The following is a 20,852-nucleotide window of genomic DNA, read 5'->3' on the forward strand; positions in this document are numbered from 1 at the left end:
GCGGGGCTGCCTTGACGATGTAGAAGACAAACCTCAGGAGTACCCCGTGGCTAGCGTGTGCGACGTCTGTGGCAAGGGACCGGGCTTCGGCCACAACGTGTCCCACTCGCACCGGCGGACCAACCGCCGCTGGAACCCGAACATTCAGTCGGTGCGCACCCCGGCCGGCGGTGGCACGACCAAGAAGCTTCAGGTCTGCACCTCGTGCATCAAGGCCGGCAAGGTCGTCCGCGCCTAGCTCGGAGCGCCTGCTTTCCTTAGCCGCCGGGTCCTCAGGGCCCGGCGGCTAAGTGCGTTCCAAGAGCCAACTGCGTTCCAAGAGCTAACTGCGACCAAGAGCCAACTGCGTTCCAAGAGCTAACTGCGACCAAGAGCCAACTGCGTTCCAAGAGCTAACTGCGACCAAGAGCCAAGTGCGTCACAGGTCTTTCGCGAAGGACAGCACGCCCTCTTCGCCGGCGTAGAAGCCGAAATCGGGTATGCGGACATATCCGGAATTTTCGTAAAGGGCGATCGCCTCCGGCTGCCTGTCCCCGGTCTCGAGGATCATGCGCCGGCAACCGGCCGCGCGCGCCGACTCCTCGACCGTCGCCAGCAGCCGCCGGCCCAGGCCACGGCGGCGTCCGGCGCGAGCGGTGAACATCCGCTTCAGCTCGGCGTCCTCCCCGTGCCGGCGCCAGCCGACGCAACCGAGCAACCGCTCGCCGTCGTCGGCCACGAAGAAGGCACCGTTCGGCGGCGTGAAGTCGTCCGCTCCGATCGGGGTGTCGTCGCCGCTGCCGCCGTATCGCTCCGAGAGCTCGGCCAGCACGTCGACGAGCAGATCGCGTACGGCCGGCTCGGCGAAGTCCGCCCTTCTGATCTTGATCTCCTGCACGAGACCGACTGTAACTAGCGGAAGTGATCCCAGCCCGGTGACCCGGACCACGGCCGCCGGTCGACCGTCACGCCCGAGCCGTCGTGCACCGTGCCGATCTCGCGCCATCCCTCCGGCATGGTCACCCCGGGCGGGAACGTCGCGGCCAGCGCGTGGTCCTCTCCCCCACCCAGCAGCCACTGGTACGGGTCGACGCCGAGCGCCGTCGCCGCATCGCGCATCTGGTCGGGGACCGTGAACGCGTCCCGCCGCACGTCGATGGCCACCAGGCTGGCCGTCGAGAGGTGACCGAGATCCTGCAGGAGGCCGTCCGAGATGTCGATCATCGAGGTTGCCCCGTGCCGGGCGGCGAGCGGGCCGGCGGCGTAGGGCACGGCCGGCCGCCGATAGGCCTCGACGAGGATCTTCGGCGTACGGAATCCGCGGGAGAGAATGGTGTATCCGGCCGCCGCGTGCCCGGTGCGCCCGGCCAGCGCCAGCACGTCGCCCGGCTGCGCGCCCGACCGCACCACCGGCTCCCGCCCCCCGAGGTCGCCCAGCGCCGTCACCGCGATGGTCAGCGTCGGGCTCGACGACATGTCCCCGCCCACCACGCTCGCGCCGACCAGCGCCGCCTCGTCGGACAGACCGCCGGCCAGCTCTTCGGCCCAGGCCACCTCGAGGTCGGCGGGCGCGCAGAACGCGACCAGCAGCGCGGTCGGATCGGCACCCATCGCGGCGATGTCGGCCAGGTTCGCGGCCGCCGCACGGTGTCCGATGTCACTCGCCCTCGACCAGTCGCGCCGGAAGTGGCGGCCCTCGACCAGCACATCGGTGCAGGCCACCACCCGGCCGTCGGGGGCGGACACGACCGCGGCGTCGTCGCCCGGGCCGAGCAGCGTCCTCGTGCCCTGGTCGAGCCGGGCGACGACCCGGGCGATCAGCCCGAACTCGCCGATCTCGGCAATGCTCACCGTCAGCTGCCTTCCTTTCCGGTGGCGTCCCGCAGCCGTATCGATTCTTACGGTAGTTTCACGTTCGGGTTACGGCTGGCGGCGGATGGGAGCGGATCGTGGTCCAGGCATACATCCTGATCCAAACGGAGGTCGGAAAGGCTCATGACGTGGCCGTATCGATCGGAAAGATCGCCGGTGTCATCCGCGTCGACGCGGTCACCGGGCCCTATGACGTGGTGGTCCTGGCCGAGGCGCACACCGTCGACGACCTCGGCGGCCTCATTGTGAGCAAAGTCCAGAACGTCACCGGCATCATGCGGACCCTCACCTGCTCCGTGGTAAACCTCTGAGCATGGTCGACGTGGAGACTCCGCCCGAGACGCGCAAGCCGGACCGGACGACGCGCAGCGCCGCCCTGGTCGCCGCCGCGTTCGCGGTCCCGATCGCGATCCTCGCCGGTCTCCTGATCTTCTGGCGGCTCGCGCCGGCCGGCACCACCGACGCGGAACCGGCGACGACGTCGACCGCGCCCCAGGTCGTGCCCTCGACGCCGGTGCGGATGGCCGCCCCCAGGCTCGACGCCGCGACGACCCAGGTGTGTCTCGCGGTGGCGTCGCAACTGCCCACGGCCGTACGCGATCTGCCCGCCCGCAAGGTGACCGCCGGCCCCGAGCAGAACGCGGCGTGGGGCGAGCCCCCGATCACGCTGGCTTGCGGCGTGACCCAGCCCACCATGTGCGAGCGGGTCGACGGCGGCCACCCCGGCTGCGTGCCGCTCGACGCGACGATGTTCGCGATGAACGGCGTCTGCTGGTGGGGCCAGGACGGCCCGGCCTCCGACGTGTTCACCACGATGGACCGCGAGGTCGCCGTGCAGGTGACCGTGCCCGGCAGCTACCAGCAGAGCGCACAGTGGGCGAACGAGTTCTCCGACGCCGTCGTGAAGACGGTCAAGTCGCGGGCGAAGGGCGTCCCGACCGGCTGCGATCAGTGAAGGCCGGTTCCGCGGCGTAGCGCGGTGCGGATCAGGCGGTCCACGACCTTCGGGTACTCGAGGCCGGTGGCCGCCCACATCAACGGGAACATCGAGGTCGGCGTCATGCCGGGCATCGTGTTGATCTCGTTGAGGTAGATCTGGTGGTCGGCGGTCACGAAGAAGTCGACCCGGGCCAGGCCGGCGCAGTCGAGCGCGGTGAACGTGCGGCGGGCGTACTCCTGGACCTGACGGGTCACGTCGGCGGGCAGGTCGGCCGGGATGTCGTAGCGGCCGCCGTCCAGGTATTTCGCCTCGAAGTCGTACCAGTCGTGCTCGTCGACGTGGATCTCGGCCAGCAGCGAGGCCTCGGGCGCGCCGCCGGCCTCGCCCTCGAGCACGCCGCACTCGATCTCGCGGCCCACGATCGCGGCCTCGACCAGCACCTTGGGGTCGATCCGGCGGGCGGCGGCGATCGCGGCGTCGAGGTCGGCCCAGTCGGTGACCTTGGTGATGCCGTGCGAGGAACCGGCCCGCGACGGCTTCACGAAGACCGGCAGGCCCAGACGCTCCTTGTCGGCTTCGGACAGCTCGACCCCGGCGCGGAGAACCGCGTACGGACCGACCGGAATGCCCTCGATCGTCGCGAGCTTTTTGGTGAACTCCTTGTCCATGGCCGCGGCCGAGGCGAAGACGTTGGCGCCGACGTACGGGATGCCGGCCATCTCGAGCATGCCCTGGATGGTGCCGTCCTCGCCGTAGGCGCCGTGCAGCACTGGGAACACGACATCCACGCCGGCCAGCGACGAGACGCCCTCGGCCGGATCGCGCACGATCAGCTCCCCCGCGGTCGGGTCGGCCGCGAGCACCACCGCGTTGCCGCTGGCCGCCGTGATCTCCGGCAGCTTCCGCTCGGTGATCGCCAGGCTGGCCGGGTCCTCGCCCGCCAGCACCCAGCCGCCCTCGCGCGTGATGCCGACCGGCACCACCTCGTATTGCCCCGGGTCGAGCGCTCGCAGGATGCTCCCGGCGCTCACGCACGAGATGGCGTGCTCGGAGCTGCGGCCACCGAACACGATCGCGACGCGGGTCTTCCGAGGAGTCGTCACTTTTCTTCGCGCCTCTCGCTAGCGGTCATGCCGGGGGGAACCCTACTCTGCGTTAGCCACTCACGGGATTACCCGGCCGCCGCCACGGGATGAGGGAACTGCGCGTTCATGAAGGCAACACTCCAGGTAATCGCGGGGATGGGCGCCGGGCAGTTGGCGACGATCGCGCACCCGCGTGGGGATGGCTGGGACGCCGACGAGCTGACCGAGCTCGCCGGCGACGGCGTGACCGTGCTCGTCTCCGCGCTGACCCTCGCCGAGCAGCAGCGGATGGGCTTCGGCGGCACCACCGAGACGGCGGCCCGGCTCGGCGTCGACTTCGTACCGTTCCCGGTCGCCGAGGGCGCCATCCCGCGCGACGAGGCGGCCAAGGTGGTGGGCCTGGCCGGCCGGCTGGCCGCGCACGTGCGGGCCGGGCGGTTCGTGGCCACCCAGTGCTTCGGCGGCATCGGGCGCTCGACCCTGCTGGCCTGCACCACGCTGGTCCTGCTCGGCATCGCGCCGGGCGAGGCACTGCGCCGCGTCTCCGGTGACTCCGAGATGCCGGTGACGCGCGACTGGCTGCACGACCTGTCCCGCACGACCCGGATCTGAGACCCGCGCGGCCGGCGGCCCGCCGGTCGGAGAGCGCGACCGCCCGCGCCGCGGCGGGGGGAAGCTCAGCCCGCCGTGCGGCGGATCGGGACGTCGCTGACGACCCGGTAGAAGGCGAGCGCTCCGGCGGCGGTGACGACCAAGGAGATGACCAGCGAGGGCGCGTACGCGAGATGGGCGTCGAACGTGCCGAACTCGTCGACGTTCAGCAGGTACTCGGCCAGTGCCACGGGCACCGCCCCGGCCACCATGACGACCAGGCCGGCCAGGGGCCGCCAGCGGTAGAAGCCGGCCGCGATCAGCGCGCCGGAGACCAGGTAGGCCAGCGCCAGCGGCAGCATGTGCCCGAGCTCCGAGACGGCGCCGCCGAACGTCGACACGGGATAGCCCACGGCACGCCGGTCGAACGCCGCCAGCAGCGCGCTCTCCAGCACGTGCCCGAGCACCACCGCCAGGGCGAAGGCCACGCACAGGATCAGCCCGAAGACGCCGACCGCGTGCAGGTACTCGTGCCGGGTCACGCCGTTGGTGACGAACTGCCGCAGCTGCATCGCGACCAGCATGATGGCGACGACCAGCAGCCAGTACTTGGCGGCCGGGACGGCCAGCACCATCCACATGCTGAAGCCGAGCCTCGGCGTCGAGGCCAGCACGGCGGCCAGGATGATCAGGTAGGCGCTCAGGATCGCCGGCACGAACCAGCCGATGATCGGCCGGTAGACCCGGAACAGGGCGGTGATCGCGCTCATCGGGTGGCCTCCAGCCGCTGTGCGGGGGACGTGAGATGGATGAAGAGGTCCTGGATGCCGACCGGGCCGAAGGTGAGCCCGGCCGCCTCGCCGCGGCTGACGTCGGCCGGTGCGGGCCGCCAGTCGAGGGTCACCGCGCGCACGCCACCGAGGCTCTGCTCGCCGAGCACCGGGTGCCCGGCCACGAAGGCGTCGACCGCGTCCGCCGGCCCGGTCACGGTCACGCCGCGGCCGCGCAGCTCGTCGGTCTCCTGGTGCAGCAGCACCCGGCCGCGATCGATGATGATCACCCGCTCGAAGAGGTCGGCGACCTCCTCGATGAGGTGGGTGGACAGGATGATCGTGCGCGGGTGGGCCAGGTAGTCCTGGAGCACCTCGCGGTAGAAGACCGAGCGCGCCACCGCGTCCATGCCGAGGTAGGTCTCGTCCAGGATGGTCAGTGGCGCCCGCGAGGCGAGCCCGAGCACGACACCGACGGCCGACCGCTGACCGCGGGAGAGCGACGACGCCCGCTTGGCCGGATCGATCTCGAAGAGATCGAGCAGCTTGGCCGCGAAGCCGGCGTCCCAGCCGGGCCGCATCCACTCCGCGAAGCACATGATCCGGCGCACCTTGTCGGCGTCGCTGTTGTCCAGGGTGTCGCGGATGAAGCAGGTGTTGCGCATGACGGCCGGGTTCTCGAAGGCGTCGGCGCCGTCGACCCGCACCGTGCCGGCCGACGGGCGGCGGTACGACGCGAGGGCCGAGAGCAGGCTGGTCTTGCCCGAGCCGTTGCGGCCGAGCAGGCCGTAGATCTTGTCGGCCGGCAGGTCGAGGCTGACGTCGTCGACGGCGACCGTCGAGCCGTACCGGACGGTGAGGTTCCTTATCTCGATCATCTGGTGCCGCCCAGATGCCGGATGATCTCCTCGATCTCGATGCCGATGCGCTTGGCCTCGGCCAGCATCGGGTCGACCACCTCGCCGAAGAACCGCTCGCGACGCTCGGCCCGCAGCCGCTCCCGGGCGTCGGGGCTGACGAACATGCCGATGCCACGCTTCTTGTAAAGCACGCCCTCGTCGACGAGCTGGGCGAAGCCCTTGGCCGCGGTGGCCGGGTTGATCCGGTAGAAGGCCGCGTACTGGCTGGTGGACATCACCTGTTCGTCCTCCTTGAGGGCGCCGCTCAGGACGTCGTTCTTGATGCCGTCGGCGATCTGCAGATAGATCGGGCTGCGGTCGTCGAACACCGGAGCCTCCCTAGTTCTGCGGTTCATTACTAATGTAACGAACCATAGAGCCGACGCGGCATCGAGACAAGGAATTGTCGGGCAGAGGTCAGGCGGCGAAGGTCTGCGGGAGCGCGCCCTCTTCCCAGAGACGATCGAGGTACGCGAGGAAGCCGACCAGGCTCCGCTCCAGCTCCCGCCGCTCGGCCGCCGGCATCGCGGCCAGCGGGTCGGAGAAGACGAGGCCCTCGGGGTGCTTGGCCCGGGTGCCCACGAACTTCGCGCACGCCGCGCACCAGACGTAGCTGACCAGGGTCGGCCGCCGGGCATTCGGGGGCGTGTTCACGTACGCCCGGAGTCGCTTCTCGCCGCACGCGGGACACAGGCGCTCGCCCGGCGCCGCGAAGAAGCTCTCGCCGGTCGCCAGCGCCGCCACTTCGTCGGCGGAGAAGGTGTTCACGCCTGGTCCAAGGCCGCGGTCAGGTCGGCCAGCAGGTCGGCCGGGTCCTCGATGCCGCACGAGAGCCGCACGAACCCGGCCGGCGTGTCGTCGCCCCACTGGGCCCGCCGGTCGGCCGTGGTGTGCACGCCGCCGAACGAGGTCGCCGCGAAGACCAGCGACGCGGCGGTGAGGAAGCGGGCGACCCGCTCGGCCGAGCCGAGATCGAACGAGATCACCCCGGGTATCCGCCGCATCTGGGCGCTCGCCACCGGATACGAGGGATCGGACGCGAGGCCGGGCCAGCGCACGCCGGTGACGTCGTCGCGGGCGGACAGCAGCGACGCGACCGCCGCCGCGTTCTCGGTCTGGCGGGCCAGCCGCAGGTCGAGCGTGGCGATCGAGCGGTGTGCGAGCCAGCAGTCGAACGCGCCGGGCACCCCGCCGGTCTGCTTGCGCCAGGTCTCCACCTTGGCGAACAGCTCGTCGTCGCCGGTCGCGACATAGCCGAGCAGCACGTCGGAATGGCCGGTCAGCGCCTTGGTGCCGGAGGCGACCACGACGTCGGCGCCGAGCGCGAGCGGCAGCTGGCCGAGCGGCGTGGCGGTGGTGTTGTCCACCGCGACCAGGGCGCCGGCCGCGTGGGCCGCCGCGGCGACGGCGTTGATGTCGCACACGTCCAGGCCCGGATTGGCCGGCGTCTCGAGCAGCACCAGGCGTACGCCCGAGAAGTCGGGGTAGGGACCGGCGGTCGGCACCAGCACCGTGGAGACGCCCAGTCCGCGCAGGGTGCCCTCGGCGAACGCCCGGACCGTGAAGTAACCGTCGGCGGGCAGCGCCACCGTGTCGCCGGCGCGCAGCACCGAGAGCAGCAGCGCGGTGATCGCCGCCTGACCGCTCGCGAAGACCAGCGTGGGCGCGCCCTCGAGCTGCCCGATCGCCGCCTCCAGCTGCCGCCGGGTCGGGTGGGCGGTACGGGCGTAGTCGTTCTCGCCCGGGCCTTCGGCCGGGTCGAGGTGGTACGGCGCCGCGAACACCGGACCGGGCAGAAACGGCTCGCCCACGACCGGTTCGGGCAGGCCCGCGTGCACCACCCGGGTGCCGTCCTGGAAGTCGCTCATTCTGGCTTGATCTCCCGGCCCATCAGCATCTTCACGGCAACGCGCGGGTCGGCGCCCTCGTGGCACACCCGCTCGACCTGTTCGGTGATCGGCATCTCCACGCCGGCCGTGCGGGCCAGGTCGCGGATCGCCAGGCAGCTCTTCACGCCCTCGGCGGTCTGCCGGGCCGCCTTCTGCGCCTCCTCGAGGCTCCGGCCGCGGCCCAGCTGCTCGCCGAACGTGCGGTTGCGCGACAGCGGCGACGAGCAGGTCGCGACCAGGTCGCCGAGGCCGGCCAGACCGGCGAAGGTCAGCGGGTCGGCGCCCAGGGCCACGCCCAGCCGGGCGGTCTCGGCCAGCCCCCGGGTGATCAGCGAGGCCCGGGTGTTGTCGCCCATGCCCATGGCGATCGTCATCCCGTACGCCAGCGCGATCACGTTCTTGACCGCGCCGCCCATCTCGCAGCCGATCACGTCCTCGCTCGTGTACGGCCGGATGTAGGGCAGCGCGATGGCCTGCTGGACGGCCCGGCAACGGTCGGGGTCGGTGCCGGCCACCACGGTCGCCGCCGGCTGCTCGGCGGCGATCTCGGGGGCCAGGTTGGGCCCGGAGACGACCACGACCCGATCGGGCTCGACCCGGGCCGTCTCGACGATGACCTGGCTCATCCGCTTGGTCGTGCCGAGCTCGATGCCCTTCATCAGCGAGACCAGCGTGGCGCCGGGCGGGAAGAACCCGGCCCACTCGGCCAGGTTGCCGCGCAGCGTCTGGGACGGCACCGCGATGGCGATCAGGTCGGCGCCGCCGACCGCCTCGGCCATGTCGCCGGTGGCGGTGATGTTCGCCGGGAGCTTCACGCCGGGCAGGGCGCCCTCGTTGACGTGCCGGTCGCGGATCTCGGCGGCGACCTCGCCGCGGCGCGCCCACATGGTCACGTCGCGGCCGGCCTCGGCCAGCACCTTGGCGAACGCGGTGCCCCAGGCGCCTGCGCCGATCACGGCCGCGCGGCTCATCCGGCGTCCTCGGTCTTCTCGGCGGCGGCCCGCTTGCTGGCCGGCCGGTCGTACATCTCCGCCGGCGGCGTGCCACCACGCAGCTCGACGAGCAGGTCCTGGATGTCCAGCATGATCTTGTCGGTCATCTGGTCGAGCACCGCCCGGGTCGGCTGGGCGCCGGACCACCGGGACAGGTCGACCGGATCGCCGGCGATGACCGACACCGGCGTACGCATGCGGATCTTGAGTTTGCTGGTGCGCGGGTCGAAGACCGTCTGCGCGCCCCAGTTCGCCATCGGGATGACCGGCGCGCCGGTGAGCAGCGCCAGCCGGGCGGCGCCGGTCTTGCCGCGCATCGGCCAAAGGTCGGGCTGACGGGTCGTGGTGCCCTCCGGGTAGATCACCACCACGCCGCCGTCGTCGAGGGCGGCGACCAGCGCGTCGAGGGACTTCACCGCCTCCACACTGCCTCGTTCGACCGGGATCTGCTTGACCTTGCGCAGGAACGGACCCAGAACGGGCACCCGCCACAGGCTCGCCTTGCCCAGGAACCTTGGCCAGCGGCCCCGGCCGTAGATGAAGTGCGCCACCACCAGCGGGTCGAAGTGCGACACGTGGTTGGACGCGATGATCACCCCGCCGGTCGCCGGCACCTTCTCCAGGCCGATCCAGGTCCGCTTGGTCCAGACCTTCAGCACCGGGAGCACCAGCACGACCGCGAAACGCCGCCAGAAGCCCAGCCTGCGCCGCACCACGGCTCCTCCTGCCCTACCCGCGGCGTGTCCCCACCGCGGCGCCATAACCTCGCTGGAATCATGCCTGCTCGCGGCCGCCGGGACCAGGCAGGGGTCGGCGCGGTGCCCGCTGGCAGACTTGGCGGCATGGTCCGGGACTGGACGGCGGTGATCCCCGTCAAGCGGCTGAGCGCGGCGAAGAGCCGGCTGCGCGGCGCCGTGCCCGCGGCCCGGCACGCCGACCTCGCGTTGGCCATGGTGTGCGACACAGTGTCGGCCGTGCTGGCCGGCGAGGCCGTGGCCGAGCTGGTGGTGGTGACCGACGACCCGGTCGCCGCGGCCGCCGTGCGCGAGCTGGGCGCACGGGTCGAGCCCGACCGCCCGGCCGCCGACCTCAACGCGGCCATGCGCTTCGGCGCCGACGAGGTCGCCGGGCTCGGCCGGTTCCGCGCGGTGCTGGCCGGCGACCTGCCCGCCCTGCGCCCCTCGCACCTGGAGGAGGCACTGGCCCGGGCCGCGGCCGGCGACCGGCGTGGCTTCGTCGCCGACGCGGCCGGCAGCGGCACGGTACTGCTCGCGGCGCCGCCCGGCGTGCCGCTCGATCCACACTTCGGGATCGGCTCGGCCGGGGCGCACGCCGCCTCCGGCGCCATCGCGCTGGCCGGCGACTGGCCGGGGCTGCGGCAGGACGTCGACACCCCGGCCGACCTGCGGCGGGTGCTCGCCCTCGGCGCCGGCCGCCACACCTGCGACCTCCTTCGTGATCTCGGACTCACGGTGAGCTGCGTCCCCGCCGCCTGAACCCGGTAGCGTGCAGGGCATGCAGGGCACGATTGCGACCTTTGACCCGGAATCCCGTAGCGGGACGCTGCTGCTCGACGACGGCACTGAGCTGGCCTTCGATGCTGACGCGTTCCAGCGCTCCGGGCTGCGGCTGCTGCGCCTCGGGCAGCGCGTCGAGGTCGAGACCGAGGCCACGGGCACGATCAGCCGAGTGGCCATTCCCGGGATCGGTTGAGGTGATCAAGCAGCTGTTCGTTTCACGTTTCCGCTAAACCCGCAATGATAGAGCGATGCAGACCTCGCCCCGGATCCCCGAAGCCCGCCGGCGTGGCCCCAACGGCCGCTTCCTCCCCCGGACCGGGGACGAGGAGTTTCCGAGGGCCGAGGCGAGCGACGCCGAGCAGACACCGACGGAGCACGTGATGAGCGAGATCGTCGAGACCGAGGAGCCGCGGGCCGCGGACGAGGTCTTCGAGTCCGACAACGCGCCCGAGCTGCCCGACGACCGGTTCCTCAACCGGGAGCTGTCGTGGCTGGACTTCAACGCGCGGGTGCTGGCCCTGGCCGAGGATCCGAACACGCCGCTGCTCGAGCGGGCGAAGTTCCTGGCCATCTTCGCCAGCAATCTCGACGAGTTCTACATGGTGCGGGTCGCGGGCCTGAAGCGGCGGCTGAGCGCCGGCCTGCCGATGCGCGGCGGCGACCGCAGCTCGCTGCGCAACCAGCTCGAGATGATCACACAGCGGACGGCCGACCTGGTCACCCGGCACGCCGCCTGCTTCGCCGACGAGGTACGGCCCAAGCTGTCGGCCGAGGGCATCGAGCTGGTCAGCTGGGGCGAGCTCGGCCCGGGCGAGCGGGAGCGGCTGCGCACGTACTTCCGCGAGCAGGTCTTCCCGGTGCTGACCCCGCTCGCGGTCGACCCCGCCCACCCGTTCCCGTACATCTCGAGCCGGTCGCTGAACCTGGCCGTGGTGCTGCGCGACCCGGACGGGCGCGAGTCCGAGCTGTTCGCCCGGATCAAGGTGCCGAACAACGTGCCCCGCTTCGTGACCGTGCAGAACGACAGCCGCGGCGCCCGCTTCCTGCCGGTCGAGGAGCTCATCGCGGTCCACCTCGACCAGCTCTTCTCCGGCATGCAGATCCAGGAGTGGCATCTGTTCCGGGTGACCCGCAACGCCGAGCTGGAGGTCGACGAGGACCGTGACGAGGACCTGCTGCAGGCGCTCGAGCGCGAGCTCGCCCAGCGCCGGTTCGGCCCGCCGGTCCGGCTCGAGGTGGCCGCCTCGATCAGCGACCACGTGCTCGACACCCTGGCCCGCGAGCTCGACATGGACAGCCAGGACGTGCAGCGCGTACCCGGCCTGCTCGACATGTCGTCGCTGTGGCAGGTCTTCGGCGAGTGCGACCGCGACGACCTCAAGGACCGGCCGTTCGTGCCGGCCACCCACCCGCAGCTGGCCGACGGCGAGGTGCCGCGCAGCGTCTTCAACCGGCTGCGCGAGAGCGACATCCTGGTCCACCACCCGTACCACTCGTTCTCGACGAGCGTTCAGCGCTTCATCGAGCAGGCCGCCGCCGATCCCAACGTGCTGGCCATCAAGCAGACCCTCTACCGCACCTCGGGCGACTCGCCGATCGTCGACGCGCTGGTCGACGCGGCCGCCGCCGGCAAGCAGGTGGTCGTGCTGGTCGAGGTGAAGGCGCGCTTCGACGAGGTGGCGAACATCGCCTGGGCGCGCACGCTGGAGCGGGCCGGCTGCCACGTGGTCTACGGCCTGGTGGGGCTCAAGACCCACTGCAAGACCGCTCTGGTGGTACGCCAGGAGGGCAACCAGATCCGGCGCTACTGCCACATCGGCACCGGCAACTACCACCCCAAGACCGCGCGGCTGTACGAGGATTTCGGCATGCTCACCGCCGACCCCGAGGTGGGCGCCGACGTGACCGACCTGTTCAACGTGCTCACCGGGTACAGCCGGCAGCGCCAGTACCGCCGGCTGCTGGTAGCGCCGCACGGCGTGCGCTCGGGCCTGATCGAGCGCATCGAGCGGCAGGTCGAGGTCGCGAAGGCCGGCGGCGACGCGCTCGTGCAGTTCAAGGTGAACTCGCTGGTCGACGAGGAGACGATCGACGCCCTCTACCGCGCCTCCCAGGCCGGCGTGAAGAGCGATCTGATCATCCGCGGCATGTGCGCGCTGCGGCCCGGCGTGCCGGGGCTGTCGGACAACATCCGGGTCCGCTCGATCGTGGGCCGGTTCCTCGAGCACTCGCGGGTGTTCCGCTTCGGCGCCGGCGACGACGCCGAGTACTGGATCGGCTCGGCCGACCTCATGCACCGCAACCTCGACCGCCGCGTCGAGGCGCTGGTGCGGGTCACCCTGCCGTCGGCCCAGGCCGAGCTGCGCAACGTGCTCGAGCTGTCGATGAGCGACGAGAGCGAGGGCTGGGACCTGGCCGGCGACGGCACCTGGCACCGCCGCCCGTTCGGCCCGTCCGAGCCGCACCGGCACCTGCAGGAGGCGCTGTTGCGCCGCACCATCGGCAAGGCGGTCTGATGCCCGAGCCCATCCGCGCCGCGGGCGGAGTGATCCATCGCCCGGCCGGCGACGGCATCGAGGTGTGCCTCGTGCACCGCCCCCGCTACGACGACTGGACGCTGCCCAAGGGCAAGCTGGACGGCGACGAGCACCCGTTGGCCGGCGCGGTCCGTGAGGTGGCCGAGGAGACCGGTTGCACGGGCCTTCCGCAGCTGCATCTGCAGCAGGTCTCCTACGACCTGGCGGACGGTACGCCGAAGACCGTCGACTTCTATCTGATGCGCCTGGCCGAGGACGGCCCGGTGCGGGACACCGCCGAGGTCGACGAGCTCGCCTGGCTCCCGCCGGCCGAGGCCGCGGCCCGGCTCAGCTACGCCGACGAGCGCCGGGTGCTGGAGCGCGCGGCCGGCCTGCCGCCGATCACCGCCGTGGTGGCCCTGGTGCGGCACGCGCACGCCGGGGAACGCAAGGAGTGGAAGGGCAACGACGCGCTGCGCCCGATCGACGAGCGCGGCCGCGAGCAGGCCGCGCGGATCGGTGACGTGCTGGCGCTGCTGCGGCCGGAGCGGCTGATCGCGGCCACCCCGTTGCGCTGTAAGCAGACGCTCGAACCGCTGGCCGAGGCGGTGGGCCGGCCGATCGTGCAGGACAGCGCGTTCGCCGAGCCGGCCGATGCCGACGACGCGCCGGCCAAGGCCAAGCTGGCCGCCCAGCGCATGCTCGACCTGCGCGACGGCGGGCTGGCCGTGGTGTGCAGCCAAGGCAAGATCATGCCGACGCTGCTGGCGACCCTCCGCGACGAGGAGGACCCCGAGCCGTACAAGACGCCCAAGGGCGACGGCTGGCTGCTCACCTGGGCCGGGAACCGGCTCGTAGACGCGTCGAGGATCTAGCCCCGCCGCCGGCCCCGGAGCGGACCGGCGCCGGATCGGCCCGCCACAGGCCGAGCCGGTCGCCGGTGAGCCACCGGGCCCGCCACATCTCGTCCGCGCGCGGCTCCCAGTCCCGGAACGGCAGCAGCGCCACCCGCCAGCAGAGCACACACGTGAGATACCAGCCGTAGACCGGGATCAGCCCGAGCCAGCCGTCCCGGGCGCGGTAGGACGCCCACGGCGCCAGCACGCGTACCGCGAGGCCGCACCAGGCGCAGGTGACCAGCCAGTCGAGCAGCCCGTTGCCGGTCCACGACTCGGTCAGGTTCCCGAGCGTCCACCCCGGCACGACCGCGGCCGCGAACAGCAGGGCCGCGACCAGCGACCGGGCGGTGAGCCCACGCGGCGTCGCATCTCGCTCCATGACCCGGACGGTAAGTGCCGCCGTCTTTTCCGCGCCGGGACACACGAAAGGCGTCCACCGTACGAGTGGACGCCTTTCGCGCTGGCGCTTTCGCTGCCGCCTAGGCGGCTAGACCGAGCGGGTCAGCGGGTCTTGCGCGCCGACGCCGAGGTGGCGCGGGCACGGGCCGGAGTGGTGGCCGCCGCCGTGGTGGTCTTGCGAGCGGTGGTCTTCTTGGCCGCCGCCGCCGTCTTGGTCGCGGTCGCCGCCTTCTTGGCGGGCGCCGCCTTCGTCGCCGTGGTCTTCTTTGCCGCGGTCGTCTTGGTGGCGGTGGCCTTCTTGGCCGGAGCGGCCTTGGTGGCCGCGGCCGTCTTGGTGGCCGCCGTCTTGGTGGCCGCGGTCTTGGCCGGAGCCGCCTTGGTCGCCGTCGTCTTCTTGGCGGCGGCCGTCTTCGTCGCGGCGGTCTTGGCCGGCGCCGCCTTCGTCGCCGTGGTCTTCTTCGCCGCGGTCGTCTTGGTGGCGGCCGCCGTCTTGGTGGCCGCCGTCTTGGCCGGAGCCGCCTTGGTCGCCGTCGTCTTCTTGGCGGCGGCGGTCTTGGTGGCGGTGGTGGCGGTGGTGGCCTTGGCCGCTGTCGTCTTGGTGGCGGTGGCCGCCTTCTTGGCCGGGGCGGCCGCCTTGGCGACCTTTCCGGCCGCGACCATCTCCCGGAAAGCGGTACCCGGGCGGAACGCGGGCACCGATGTCTTCTTCACCTTGACGGTTTCGCCGGTCCTGGGATTCCGGGCGGTACGCGCGTTGCGCACCCGCTTCTCGAACGAGCCGAAGCCGGTGATGGCCACCTTGTCGCCCTTGGTGACGGCGTTCTGCACCTCGCTGATGACCGCATCCAGCGCCGCAGTCGCCGTCTTCCGGTCTCCCAGTCGGGCGGCGAGCGCCTCGATGAGCTCGGCCTTGTTCACGGTTTTTCCTCCCGAACGTGAGAACTGATGCTTGCCTTGGAGAGGCGCCGCAGGTCGTGCACTCGGTCACCACCGTCGCTAACAAACATCATTGGCCCAATGCGAGCCATTCTGCGCGCACCGTATGCCCTCTGACCAGCAGACACAAACATTCGTGGCAAAAAAACCCTTGTGTTGCAACGAATTCGCCCCCACCGGGGACCCGATGGGGGCGAAAAACCGTGTGCTGACAGCGTTTTGCAGATCAGACGGTGACCGGCTTGAACGCCGGGCGACCCTCCTCGTACGCGGTGATGGTGTCGGCGTTGCGCAGGGTCAGTCCGATGTCGTCGAGGCCCTCCATCAGGCGCCAACGGCTGAAATCGTCGATCGGGAACTGCCAGGAGGCGTCGTCCACGCGCACCTGACGAGCGCCGAGGTCCACGGTGATCTGCTTCTCCGGCTCGCTCTCGGCCATGTCCCAGAGCGCCTCGACCGCCTTCTGGTCGAGCTGGACCGGCAGCAGGCCCTCCTTGAGCGCGTTGCCGCGGAAGATGTCGCCGAAGCGGGCCGCGATGACCACCTTGAAGCCCCAGTCGCGCAGCGCCCAGACCGCGTGCTGCCGGGACGATCCGGTGCCGAAGTTGGGGCCGGCCACCAGGATCGTGGCCCCGGCGTGGGCCGGGTTGTTGAGCACGAACGACGGGTCGTCCCGCCACGCGCTGAACAGACCGTCCTCGAAGCCGGTCCGGGTGACCCGCTTCAGGTACACCGCCGGGATGATCTGATCGGTATCCACATCGGAACGGCGCAGGGGCATGACCTTGCCGTGGTGGGTGACGAACTTGTCCATCTGTCTGTCTCTTCCTCTACAGGTCCGCGGGGGCGGCCAGCTTGCCGACCACGGCGGTGGCGGCGGCGACCTGCGGCGAGACCAGGTGGGTACGCCCGCCCTTGCCCTGCCGGCCCTCGAAGTTGCGGTTGGACGTGGAGGCGGCCCGCTGGCCGGGGCTGAGCGTGTCCGGGTTCATGCCCAGGCACATGGAACAGCCCGCGAAGCGCCACTCGGCCCCCGCCTCGGTGAAGACCTTGTCGAGGCCCTCGGCCTCGGCCGCCTCGCGCACCTGGTACGACCCGGGCACGATCATCATGCGGACGCCGTCGTGCACCTTGTGGCCGCGCAGCACGTCGGCGGCGGCCCGCAGGTCCTCGAGCCGGCCGTTGGTGCAGGAGCCGACGAAGACCACGTCGACCGGGACGTCCCGGAACGGCGTGCCCGGCGTCAGGTCCATGTACTCCAGCGCGCGGCGGGCGGCGTTGCGGTCGGTCTCCTCGATGAACTCGTCCGGGTCCGGCACCGCGCTGTTGAGCGGCGCGCCCTGGCCCGGGTTGGTGCCCCAGGTGATGAACGGGCTGACCGAGGCGGCGTCGAGGATGATCTCGGTGTCGTACTCGGCGCCCTCGTCGGTGGCCAGGGTCTTCCAGTACGCGACCGCGGCGTCCCACTGCTCACCCTTGGGCGCGTGCTCGCGGCCCTCGAGATAGGCGAACGTGGTCTCGTCCGGCGCGATCATGCCGGCCTTGGCGCCCCACTCGATGCTCATGTTGCAGATGGTCATCCGGCCCTCCATCGAGAGCTTGCGGATGGCCTCCCCGCGGTACTCCACGATGTGGCCGTTGCCGCCGCCGGTGCCGGTCTGCGTGATCAGGGCGAGGATCAGGTCCTTCGCGCTGACGCCCGGCCCGAGCTCGCCGACGACCGTGACCGCCATCGTCTTGGGCTTGCCCTGCGGCAGCGTCTGGGTGGCGAGCACGTGCTCGACCTCGCTGGTGCCGATGCCGAAGGCCAGCGCCCCGAACGCGCCGTGGGTGGCGGTGTGCGAGTCGCCGCAGACGATCGTCATGCCGGGCTGGGTGAGGCCGAGCTGCGGGCCGATCACGTGCACGATGCCCTGCTGGACGTCGCCGAGCGGACGGATCGGCACACCGAACTCGGCGCAGTTCTTGCGCAGCGTCTCGATCTGCGTGCGGGACACCGTGTCGGCGATCGTCAGCAGCTCACCGCGCCGGGTGTTGAAGGCCGGATCCGCGTACCCGGTCGGGGTGTTGTGATCCTCGGTCGCGAGCGTGAGATCGGTGCGCCGCACGGGCCTGCCGGCCATCCGCAGACCGTCGAAGGCCTGCGGGCTGGTCACCTCGTGCAGGAGGTGCAGGTCGATGTAGAGCAGATCAGGCTCACCCTCAGCGGACCGCACCACGTGGTCGTCCCAGACCTTCTCGGCCAGGGTCCTCGGCTTCGGAGTGACTCCCACCATCTGGACATCCTAAATTCTGGGAGGTATGTTTCGGCTTGTGGGACACAGTATGAGCGGTGTCGGCGTTCTCGACAAGGCGGTTGTCATCCTCGCGGCGTGTGTCGACGGCGCCAGCCTGGCCGAGCTCGTCGACCGTACGAAGCTGCCACGGGCGACCGCACATCGCCGGCCCAGGCCCTGGAGATCCACCGGATGCTGGTCCGGGACACCCAGGGCCGCTGGCGTCCGGGCCCGCGTCTCGGCGAGCTGGCGAACGCCGCGCCGGACGTGCTGCTGACCGCGGCCGAGCCCCTGCTTTCCGCATTGCGGGACGCCACCGGCGAGAGCGCGCAGCTCTACCTGCGCCGCGCCGACGAGCGCATCTGCGTGGCCGCGGCCGAGCGGGCGAGCGGCCTGCGCGACACCGTCCCGGTCGGCTCGGTGCTGCCGATGACGGCCGGCTCGGCGGCCCAGATCCTGCTCGCCTGGGAGCCGCCCGAGGCCGTCATGCCGCTGCTGCCCCGCTGCAAGTTCACCGGCCGCACGCTGGCCGAGGTGCGCCGCCGCGGCTGGGCGCAGAGCGTCGCCGAGCGCGAGCCCGGTGTGGCGAGTGTCTCGGCCCCGATCCGCGACCGCACCGGCCGGGTGATCGCCGCCATCTCGATAAGCGGTCCGATCGAGCGCCTGGGCCGCCGGCCCGGCGAACGGCACGCGATGGCCGTGGTACGCGCGGGTCAGCGGCTCTCCGGCCTCTGAGGGCCGCTAAGGCGTCCAGACCGCGTTGTCGTGGGCGAAGACCACCTGCTTCGGGTCGTACGCCAGGATCCGGTGCATCCAGGCCGGATAGTGGCCGACTCCGGAGTGCTGCGCGAGCACGTCCCAGGTGAACGCCGTCGCGTGGTCGTGACTCTGCCCGGCCACGACGACCGTCCCGTCGGCGCGGCTCACCACGACCGACTGGTGGCCCGCGGTGTGCCCCGGCGTCGGCAGGATCACGACGCCGGGCAGGATCTCGGCCTCGCCGTCCAGCTCCTCGTAGCGCACACCAGCGTAGTCCACCAGCTCGGGCAGCGTGTGATCGGCGCCGCGGGCGAGCGCGAGCTCGCGCCGCTGGGCGAAGACCGGCCGCCCGGCCAGCAGCGGATTGCCACCGCAGTGGTCGAAGTGCAGATGGCAGTTCACCACATAGTCGATCTGGTCCAGCTTCGCCCCGGCCGCCACAAGGGCGGCCGCAAGCGGCACCCGCCGAGGCCGATAGTGCGCGTCAACTTCGGGGTGGCTGCCCATCCCGGTGTCGACCAGCACCCGCCCGCCCGGATGGTCGATCAGATACCCCAGCACCGGCTCAACCCGGCCGACACCAGTGCCGGCCTCGACCGCAGGCCGCACAAAGTACCCAAGCTCCACCCGACGCACGTCAATGTCCGTCACACCAGAAAGTATGCGCCCGCCCCGCGGCCCCCAAGCGCCCTGCCGCGGCCCGCGCTCGCACCGCCCTCGCTGGCGCCGTGGGCGCCCTCGCTCGCGCCGTGGTGTCCCGGGCGCCGGCGCGCGGTCCGCACGCCTTCACCGCCCCTCGCTCGCGCCGTGGGGCCCCGGCACCCATCGCGCGGTCCGCACGCCTTCACCGCCCCTCGCTCGCGCCGTGGCGTCCCAGGCGCCCAGCGCGCGGTCCGCACGCCTTCACCCCACCTCGCTCGCGCCGTGGCGTCCCAGGCGCCCAGCCCGCGATCCGCACGCCTTCACCCCACCTCGCTCGCGCCGTGGGGGTCTGGGGGCTCGGCCCCCAGGCAGATATACGAAATGACCCTGTCCGCGCACTTGGCGGACAGGGTCATCCAGAATGTAGCCCCGAAGGGATTCGAACCCTCGCTACCGCCTTGAGAGGGCGGCGTCCTAGGCCGCTAGACGACGGGGCCAGGACTTGCTTTTTGCTTCCGCTCTGCTTCAGCGGCGGGCCGAACTCTATCAGAAGTCCAGCACCACCATCCTCAGCGGGATCGGTAGCGCTGGGGTACCAGGACTCGAACCTAGACTAACTGAACCAGAATCAGTCGGGCTGCCAATTACCCCATACCCCATTGGCCCGGCTTGCCGTGCCGAGAGAGAACTCTACCTGACCTCTCCGGGCCTACCAAATCGGGTTACCCGTTCTTGAACAGATCCGCGTGCGCACCCACCCCAAGAACGTTGTCGCAGCTCGTCACTCCAGCGAGACCACCGGGTTGCGCAGCTCGCCGATGCCCTGGATCGAGATCGAGCAGGTGTCGCCGGTGGTGAGCTCACTCACCCCGGCCGGCGTGCCGGTCAGGATGATGTCGCCGGGCAGCAGCGTCATCACGTGCGAGACGTAGGAGACGAGCGTCGGGACGTCGAAGACCATGTCCTTGGTGCGGCCGATCTGCCGTACCTCCATGGCGTCGGGGTTGCGGCCCACCTCACACCGGATCTCGAGGTCGCTCACGTCGAGGTCGGTCACGATCCACGGCCCGATCGGGCAGAACGAGTCGAAGCCCTTGCCCCGCGTCCACGTCTTGTCGGCCCGCTGCAGGTCGCGCGCGGTGACGTCGTTGCCGATGGTGTATCCGAAGATCGCCTTCTCGGCACCGGCCCGGTCCACCCGGCGCGCGCCGGTCGCGCCGATCACCACGGCCAGCTCGGCCTCCTCCTCGACCCGCTGTGACTGCGGTGGCAGCCGGATCGCGTCGTTCGGCCCGATCACCGAGGTCGAGGGCTTGATGAAGATCAGCGGCTCCTTGGGGACCTCGTTGCCGAACTCGGCGGCGTGGTCGGCGTAGTTGCGGCCGACGCCGATCACCTTGCTCGAGAAGATCGGCGCGAGCAGGCGTACGTCGGCGAGCGCCCACCGCTGCCCGGTGAACTGGACCTTCTCGAACGGGAGCGAGCCGATCTCGGCGATGGTCAGGCCGGTCGAGCCGTCACCCTCGACGACGCCGAACGAGACACCGCCAGCATGGACAAAACGGGCGAAACGCACGGAAGAATCCCATCTTCTAGAACCTCTCCCGAAATCTACGCCGGTCGCGAGGCGCCGTTCGACTCCGCGCCCAGCCGCGGGAACGGTTCGAGCGCGAAGACGACCTCGACCGGGACCTCGAAGTACGCACAGATCCGCAGCGCCAGGTGCAGGCTGGGGCTGAACTCGCCGCGCTCGAGGTAGCCCACCGTCTGGTAGTGGACACCCAGGGCGTCGGCGAGCTGCCGCCGGGAGATGCCGCGCTCGGCGCGCAGCATGGCGATCCGGTTGTACGTGATTTCGCTGCTCATTGCTTCCTCAGGTGGTCGAGCG

General features: G+C 71.2%; 25 protein-coding genes, 2 tRNA genes and 1 pseudogene. 9 read left to right on the plus strand and 19 right to left on the minus strand.

Going from position 1 to position 20,852, the window contains the following annotated elements; all coding sequences use genetic code 11:
* The first annotated feature begins 46 nt into the window (after window positions 1-46).
* Window positions 47-238 (plus strand): 50S ribosomal protein L28, encoded by a 192-nt coding sequence (rpmB, locus tag ACQP2F_RS40080; RefSeq protein WP_030436140.1) that lies wholly within the window; start codon window positions 47-49, stop codon window positions 236-238.
* A 180-nt stretch (window positions 239-418) separates the two neighbouring features.
* On the opposite strand, the gene ACQP2F_RS40085 is transcribed toward rpmB, so the two are convergent.
* Both ACQP2F_RS40085 and ACQP2F_RS40090 read right to left on the minus strand, forming a co-directional pair.
* The gene (locus ACQP2F_RS40085) at window positions 419-877 is read right to left on the minus strand and encodes a GNAT family N-acetyltransferase (RefSeq protein ID WP_433297094.1); all 459 of its coding nucleotides are present in this window, start codon (window positions 875-877) and stop codon (window positions 419-421) included.
* A gap of 14 nt (window positions 878-891) precedes the next feature.
* The gene (locus tag ACQP2F_RS40090; protein ID WP_433297096.1) at window positions 892-1,830 is read right to left on the minus strand and encodes a thiamine-phosphate kinase; all 939 of its coding nucleotides are present in this window, start codon (window positions 1,828-1,830) and stop codon (window positions 892-894) included.
* Window positions 1,831-1,928: 98 nt separating this feature from the next.
* Between ACQP2F_RS40090 and ACQP2F_RS40095 the strand changes: the two genes are divergently transcribed.
* Complete coding sequence (locus tag ACQP2F_RS40095) at window positions 1,929-2,162, plus strand: Lrp/AsnC ligand binding domain-containing protein (protein WP_433297098.1); 234 nt, start codon at window positions 1,929-1,931, stop codon at window positions 2,160-2,162.
* A 2-nt stretch (window positions 2,163-2,164) separates the two neighbouring features.
* On the plus strand, window positions 2,165-2,806 hold the full coding sequence (locus ACQP2F_RS40100; RefSeq protein ID WP_433297100.1) for a DUF3515 family protein: 642 nt from the start codon (window positions 2,165-2,167) through the stop codon (window positions 2,804-2,806).
* Here ACQP2F_RS40100 and ACQP2F_RS40105 read toward each other — a convergent pair.
* Window positions 2,800-3,894 carry a D-alanine--D-alanine ligase family protein gene (locus ACQP2F_RS40105; RefSeq protein WP_433297102.1) on the minus strand — a complete coding sequence of 365 codons (1,095 nt, stop codon included), beginning with the start codon at window positions 3,892-3,894 and terminating at the stop codon, window positions 2,800-2,802. The two genes, ACQP2F_RS40100 and ACQP2F_RS40105, sit on opposite strands and share 7 nt — an antisense overlap.
* Before the next feature lie 108 nt (window positions 3,895-4,002).
* On the opposite strand from ACQP2F_RS40105, the gene ACQP2F_RS40110 reads away from it, so the two are divergent.
* The gene (locus tag ACQP2F_RS40110) at window positions 4,003-4,488 is read left to right on the plus strand and encodes a hypothetical protein (RefSeq protein WP_433297104.1); all 486 of its coding nucleotides are present in this window, start codon (window positions 4,003-4,005) and stop codon (window positions 4,486-4,488) included.
* Between the two features lie 65 nt (window positions 4,489-4,553).
* On the opposite strand, the gene ACQP2F_RS40115 is transcribed toward ACQP2F_RS40110, so the two are convergent.
* The 7 genes from ACQP2F_RS40115 to ACQP2F_RS40145 all read right to left on the minus strand — a co-directional run bounded on the left by ACQP2F_RS40115 (window position 4,554) and on the right by ACQP2F_RS40145 (window position 9,733).
* Entirely contained in the window at window positions 4,554-5,237 is a 684-nt protein-coding gene (locus tag ACQP2F_RS40115) for a hypothetical protein (protein ID WP_433297106.1), read from the minus strand.
* Window positions 5,234-6,115: an ABC transporter ATP-binding protein gene (locus tag ACQP2F_RS40120; RefSeq protein ID WP_433297108.1), complete on the minus strand. Its 882-nt coding sequence runs from the start codon at window positions 6,113-6,115 to the stop codon at window positions 5,234-5,236. Before ACQP2F_RS40120 ends, ACQP2F_RS40115 begins: the two co-directional genes overlap by 4 nt.
* Window positions 6,112-6,465: a GntR family transcriptional regulator gene (locus tag ACQP2F_RS40125; protein ID WP_433297110.1), complete on the minus strand. Its 354-nt coding sequence runs from the start codon at window positions 6,463-6,465 to the stop codon at window positions 6,112-6,114. The genes ACQP2F_RS40120 and ACQP2F_RS40125 overlap by 4 nt, the downstream gene beginning before the upstream one ends.
* A gap of 88 nt (window positions 6,466-6,553) precedes the next feature.
* Window positions 6,554-6,904 carry a hypothetical protein gene (locus ACQP2F_RS40130; RefSeq protein WP_433297112.1) on the minus strand — a complete coding sequence of 117 codons (351 nt, stop codon included), beginning with the start codon at window positions 6,902-6,904 and terminating at the stop codon, window positions 6,554-6,556.
* Window positions 6,901-8,004: a cystathionine gamma-lyase gene (locus tag ACQP2F_RS40135; RefSeq protein ID WP_433297114.1), complete on the minus strand. Its 1,104-nt coding sequence runs from the start codon at window positions 8,002-8,004 to the stop codon at window positions 6,901-6,903. The genes ACQP2F_RS40130 and ACQP2F_RS40135 overlap by 4 nt, the downstream gene beginning before the upstream one ends.
* On the minus strand, window positions 8,001-8,996 hold the full coding sequence (locus ACQP2F_RS40140) for an NAD(P)H-dependent glycerol-3-phosphate dehydrogenase (protein WP_433297116.1): 996 nt from the start codon (window positions 8,994-8,996) through the stop codon (window positions 8,001-8,003). Before ACQP2F_RS40140 ends, ACQP2F_RS40135 begins: the two co-directional genes overlap by 4 nt.
* The gene (locus ACQP2F_RS40145) at window positions 8,993-9,733 is read right to left on the minus strand and encodes a lysophospholipid acyltransferase family protein (protein WP_433297118.1); all 741 of its coding nucleotides are present in this window, start codon (window positions 9,731-9,733) and stop codon (window positions 8,993-8,995) included. The genes ACQP2F_RS40140 and ACQP2F_RS40145 overlap by 4 nt, the downstream gene beginning before the upstream one ends.
* 126 nt (window positions 9,734-9,859) lie before the next feature.
* On the opposite strand from ACQP2F_RS40145, the gene cofC reads away from it, so the two are divergent.
* The 4 genes from cofC (at window position 9,860) to ACQP2F_RS40165 (ending at window position 13,928) form a co-directional block, all read left to right on the plus strand.
* Window positions 9,860-10,513 carry a 2-phospho-L-lactate guanylyltransferase gene (cofC, locus tag ACQP2F_RS40150; protein WP_433297120.1) on the plus strand — a complete coding sequence of 218 codons (654 nt, stop codon included), beginning with the start codon at window positions 9,860-9,862 and terminating at the stop codon, window positions 10,511-10,513.
* Between the two features lie 19 nt (window positions 10,514-10,532).
* Window positions 10,533-10,730: a cold-shock protein gene (locus ACQP2F_RS40155; RefSeq protein ID WP_433297122.1), complete on the plus strand. Its 198-nt coding sequence runs from the start codon at window positions 10,533-10,535 to the stop codon at window positions 10,728-10,730.
* A 187-nt stretch (window positions 10,731-10,917) separates the two neighbouring features.
* On the plus strand, window positions 10,918-13,053 hold the full coding sequence (locus ACQP2F_RS40160; protein ID WP_433307794.1) for an RNA degradosome polyphosphate kinase: 2,136 nt from the start codon (window positions 10,918-10,920) through the stop codon (window positions 13,051-13,053).
* The gene (locus ACQP2F_RS40165; protein ID WP_433297124.1) at window positions 13,053-13,928 is read left to right on the plus strand and encodes an NUDIX hydrolase; all 876 of its coding nucleotides are present in this window, start codon (window positions 13,053-13,055) and stop codon (window positions 13,926-13,928) included. Before ACQP2F_RS40160 ends, ACQP2F_RS40165 begins: the two co-directional genes overlap by 1 nt.
* Here the strand turns inward: ACQP2F_RS40165 and ACQP2F_RS40170 are convergent.
* The 4 genes from ACQP2F_RS40170 to leuC all read right to left on the minus strand — a co-directional run bounded on the left by ACQP2F_RS40170 (window position 13,885) and on the right by leuC (window position 17,563).
* On the minus strand, window positions 13,885-14,331 hold the full coding sequence (locus ACQP2F_RS40170; protein WP_433297126.1) for a hypothetical protein: 447 nt from the start codon (window positions 14,329-14,331) through the stop codon (window positions 13,885-13,887). The genes ACQP2F_RS40165 and ACQP2F_RS40170 overlap by 44 nt on opposite strands.
* Window positions 14,332-14,453: 122 nt before the next feature.
* A complete protein-coding gene (locus ACQP2F_RS40175) occupies window positions 14,454-15,269 on the minus strand; it encodes an HU family DNA-binding protein (RefSeq protein ID WP_433297128.1) in 816 nt (271 codons plus the stop codon).
* 244 nt (window positions 15,270-15,513) lie between these two features.
* Window positions 15,514-16,101 (minus strand): 3-isopropylmalate dehydratase small subunit, encoded by a 588-nt coding sequence (gene leuD, locus ACQP2F_RS40180; protein WP_433297130.1) that lies wholly within the window; start codon window positions 16,099-16,101, stop codon window positions 15,514-15,516.
* A gap of 16 nt (window positions 16,102-16,117) precedes the next feature.
* Window positions 16,118-17,563: a 3-isopropylmalate dehydratase large subunit gene (leuC, locus tag ACQP2F_RS40185; protein WP_433297132.1), complete on the minus strand. Its 1,446-nt coding sequence runs from the start codon at window positions 17,561-17,563 to the stop codon at window positions 16,118-16,120.
* Window positions 17,564-17,612: 49 nt separating this feature from the next.
* Here leuC and ACQP2F_RS40190 point away from each other — a divergent pair.
* Window positions 17,613-18,298 (plus strand): annotated as a pseudogene (locus ACQP2F_RS40190) (IclR family transcriptional regulator).
* A 6-nt stretch (window positions 18,299-18,304) separates the two neighbouring features.
* On the opposite strand, the gene ACQP2F_RS40195 reads toward ACQP2F_RS40190, so the two are convergent.
* The 5 genes from ACQP2F_RS40195 to ACQP2F_RS40215 form a co-directional block, all read right to left on the minus strand.
* Window positions 18,305-18,973 (minus strand): MBL fold metallo-hydrolase, encoded by a 669-nt coding sequence (locus tag ACQP2F_RS40195; RefSeq protein WP_433297134.1) that lies wholly within the window; start codon window positions 18,971-18,973, stop codon window positions 18,305-18,307.
* A gap of 415 nt (window positions 18,974-19,388) precedes the next feature.
* Window positions 19,389-19,461: transfer RNA gene (locus ACQP2F_RS40200), tRNA-Glu, on the minus strand.
* Between the two features lie 90 nt (window positions 19,462-19,551).
* Window positions 19,552-19,623: transfer RNA gene (locus ACQP2F_RS40205), tRNA-Gln, on the minus strand.
* Window positions 19,624-19,745: 122 nt separating this feature from the next.
* Window positions 19,746-20,540, minus strand: a complete 795-nt coding sequence (locus tag ACQP2F_RS40210; protein WP_433297136.1) for a fumarylacetoacetate hydrolase family protein — start codon at window positions 20,538-20,540, stop codon at window positions 19,746-19,748.
* A 35-nt stretch (window positions 20,541-20,575) separates the two neighbouring features.
* Complete coding sequence (locus ACQP2F_RS40215) at window positions 20,576-20,830, minus strand: helix-turn-helix transcriptional regulator (protein WP_433297138.1); 255 nt, start codon at window positions 20,828-20,830, stop codon at window positions 20,576-20,578.
* Window positions 20,831-20,852: the final 22 nt, after the last annotated feature.

It is taken from the genome of Actinoplanes sp. CA-030573 (assembly GCF_050951115.1).
GTDB lineage: Bacteria > Actinomycetota > Actinomycetes > Mycobacteriales > Micromonosporaceae > Actinoplanes.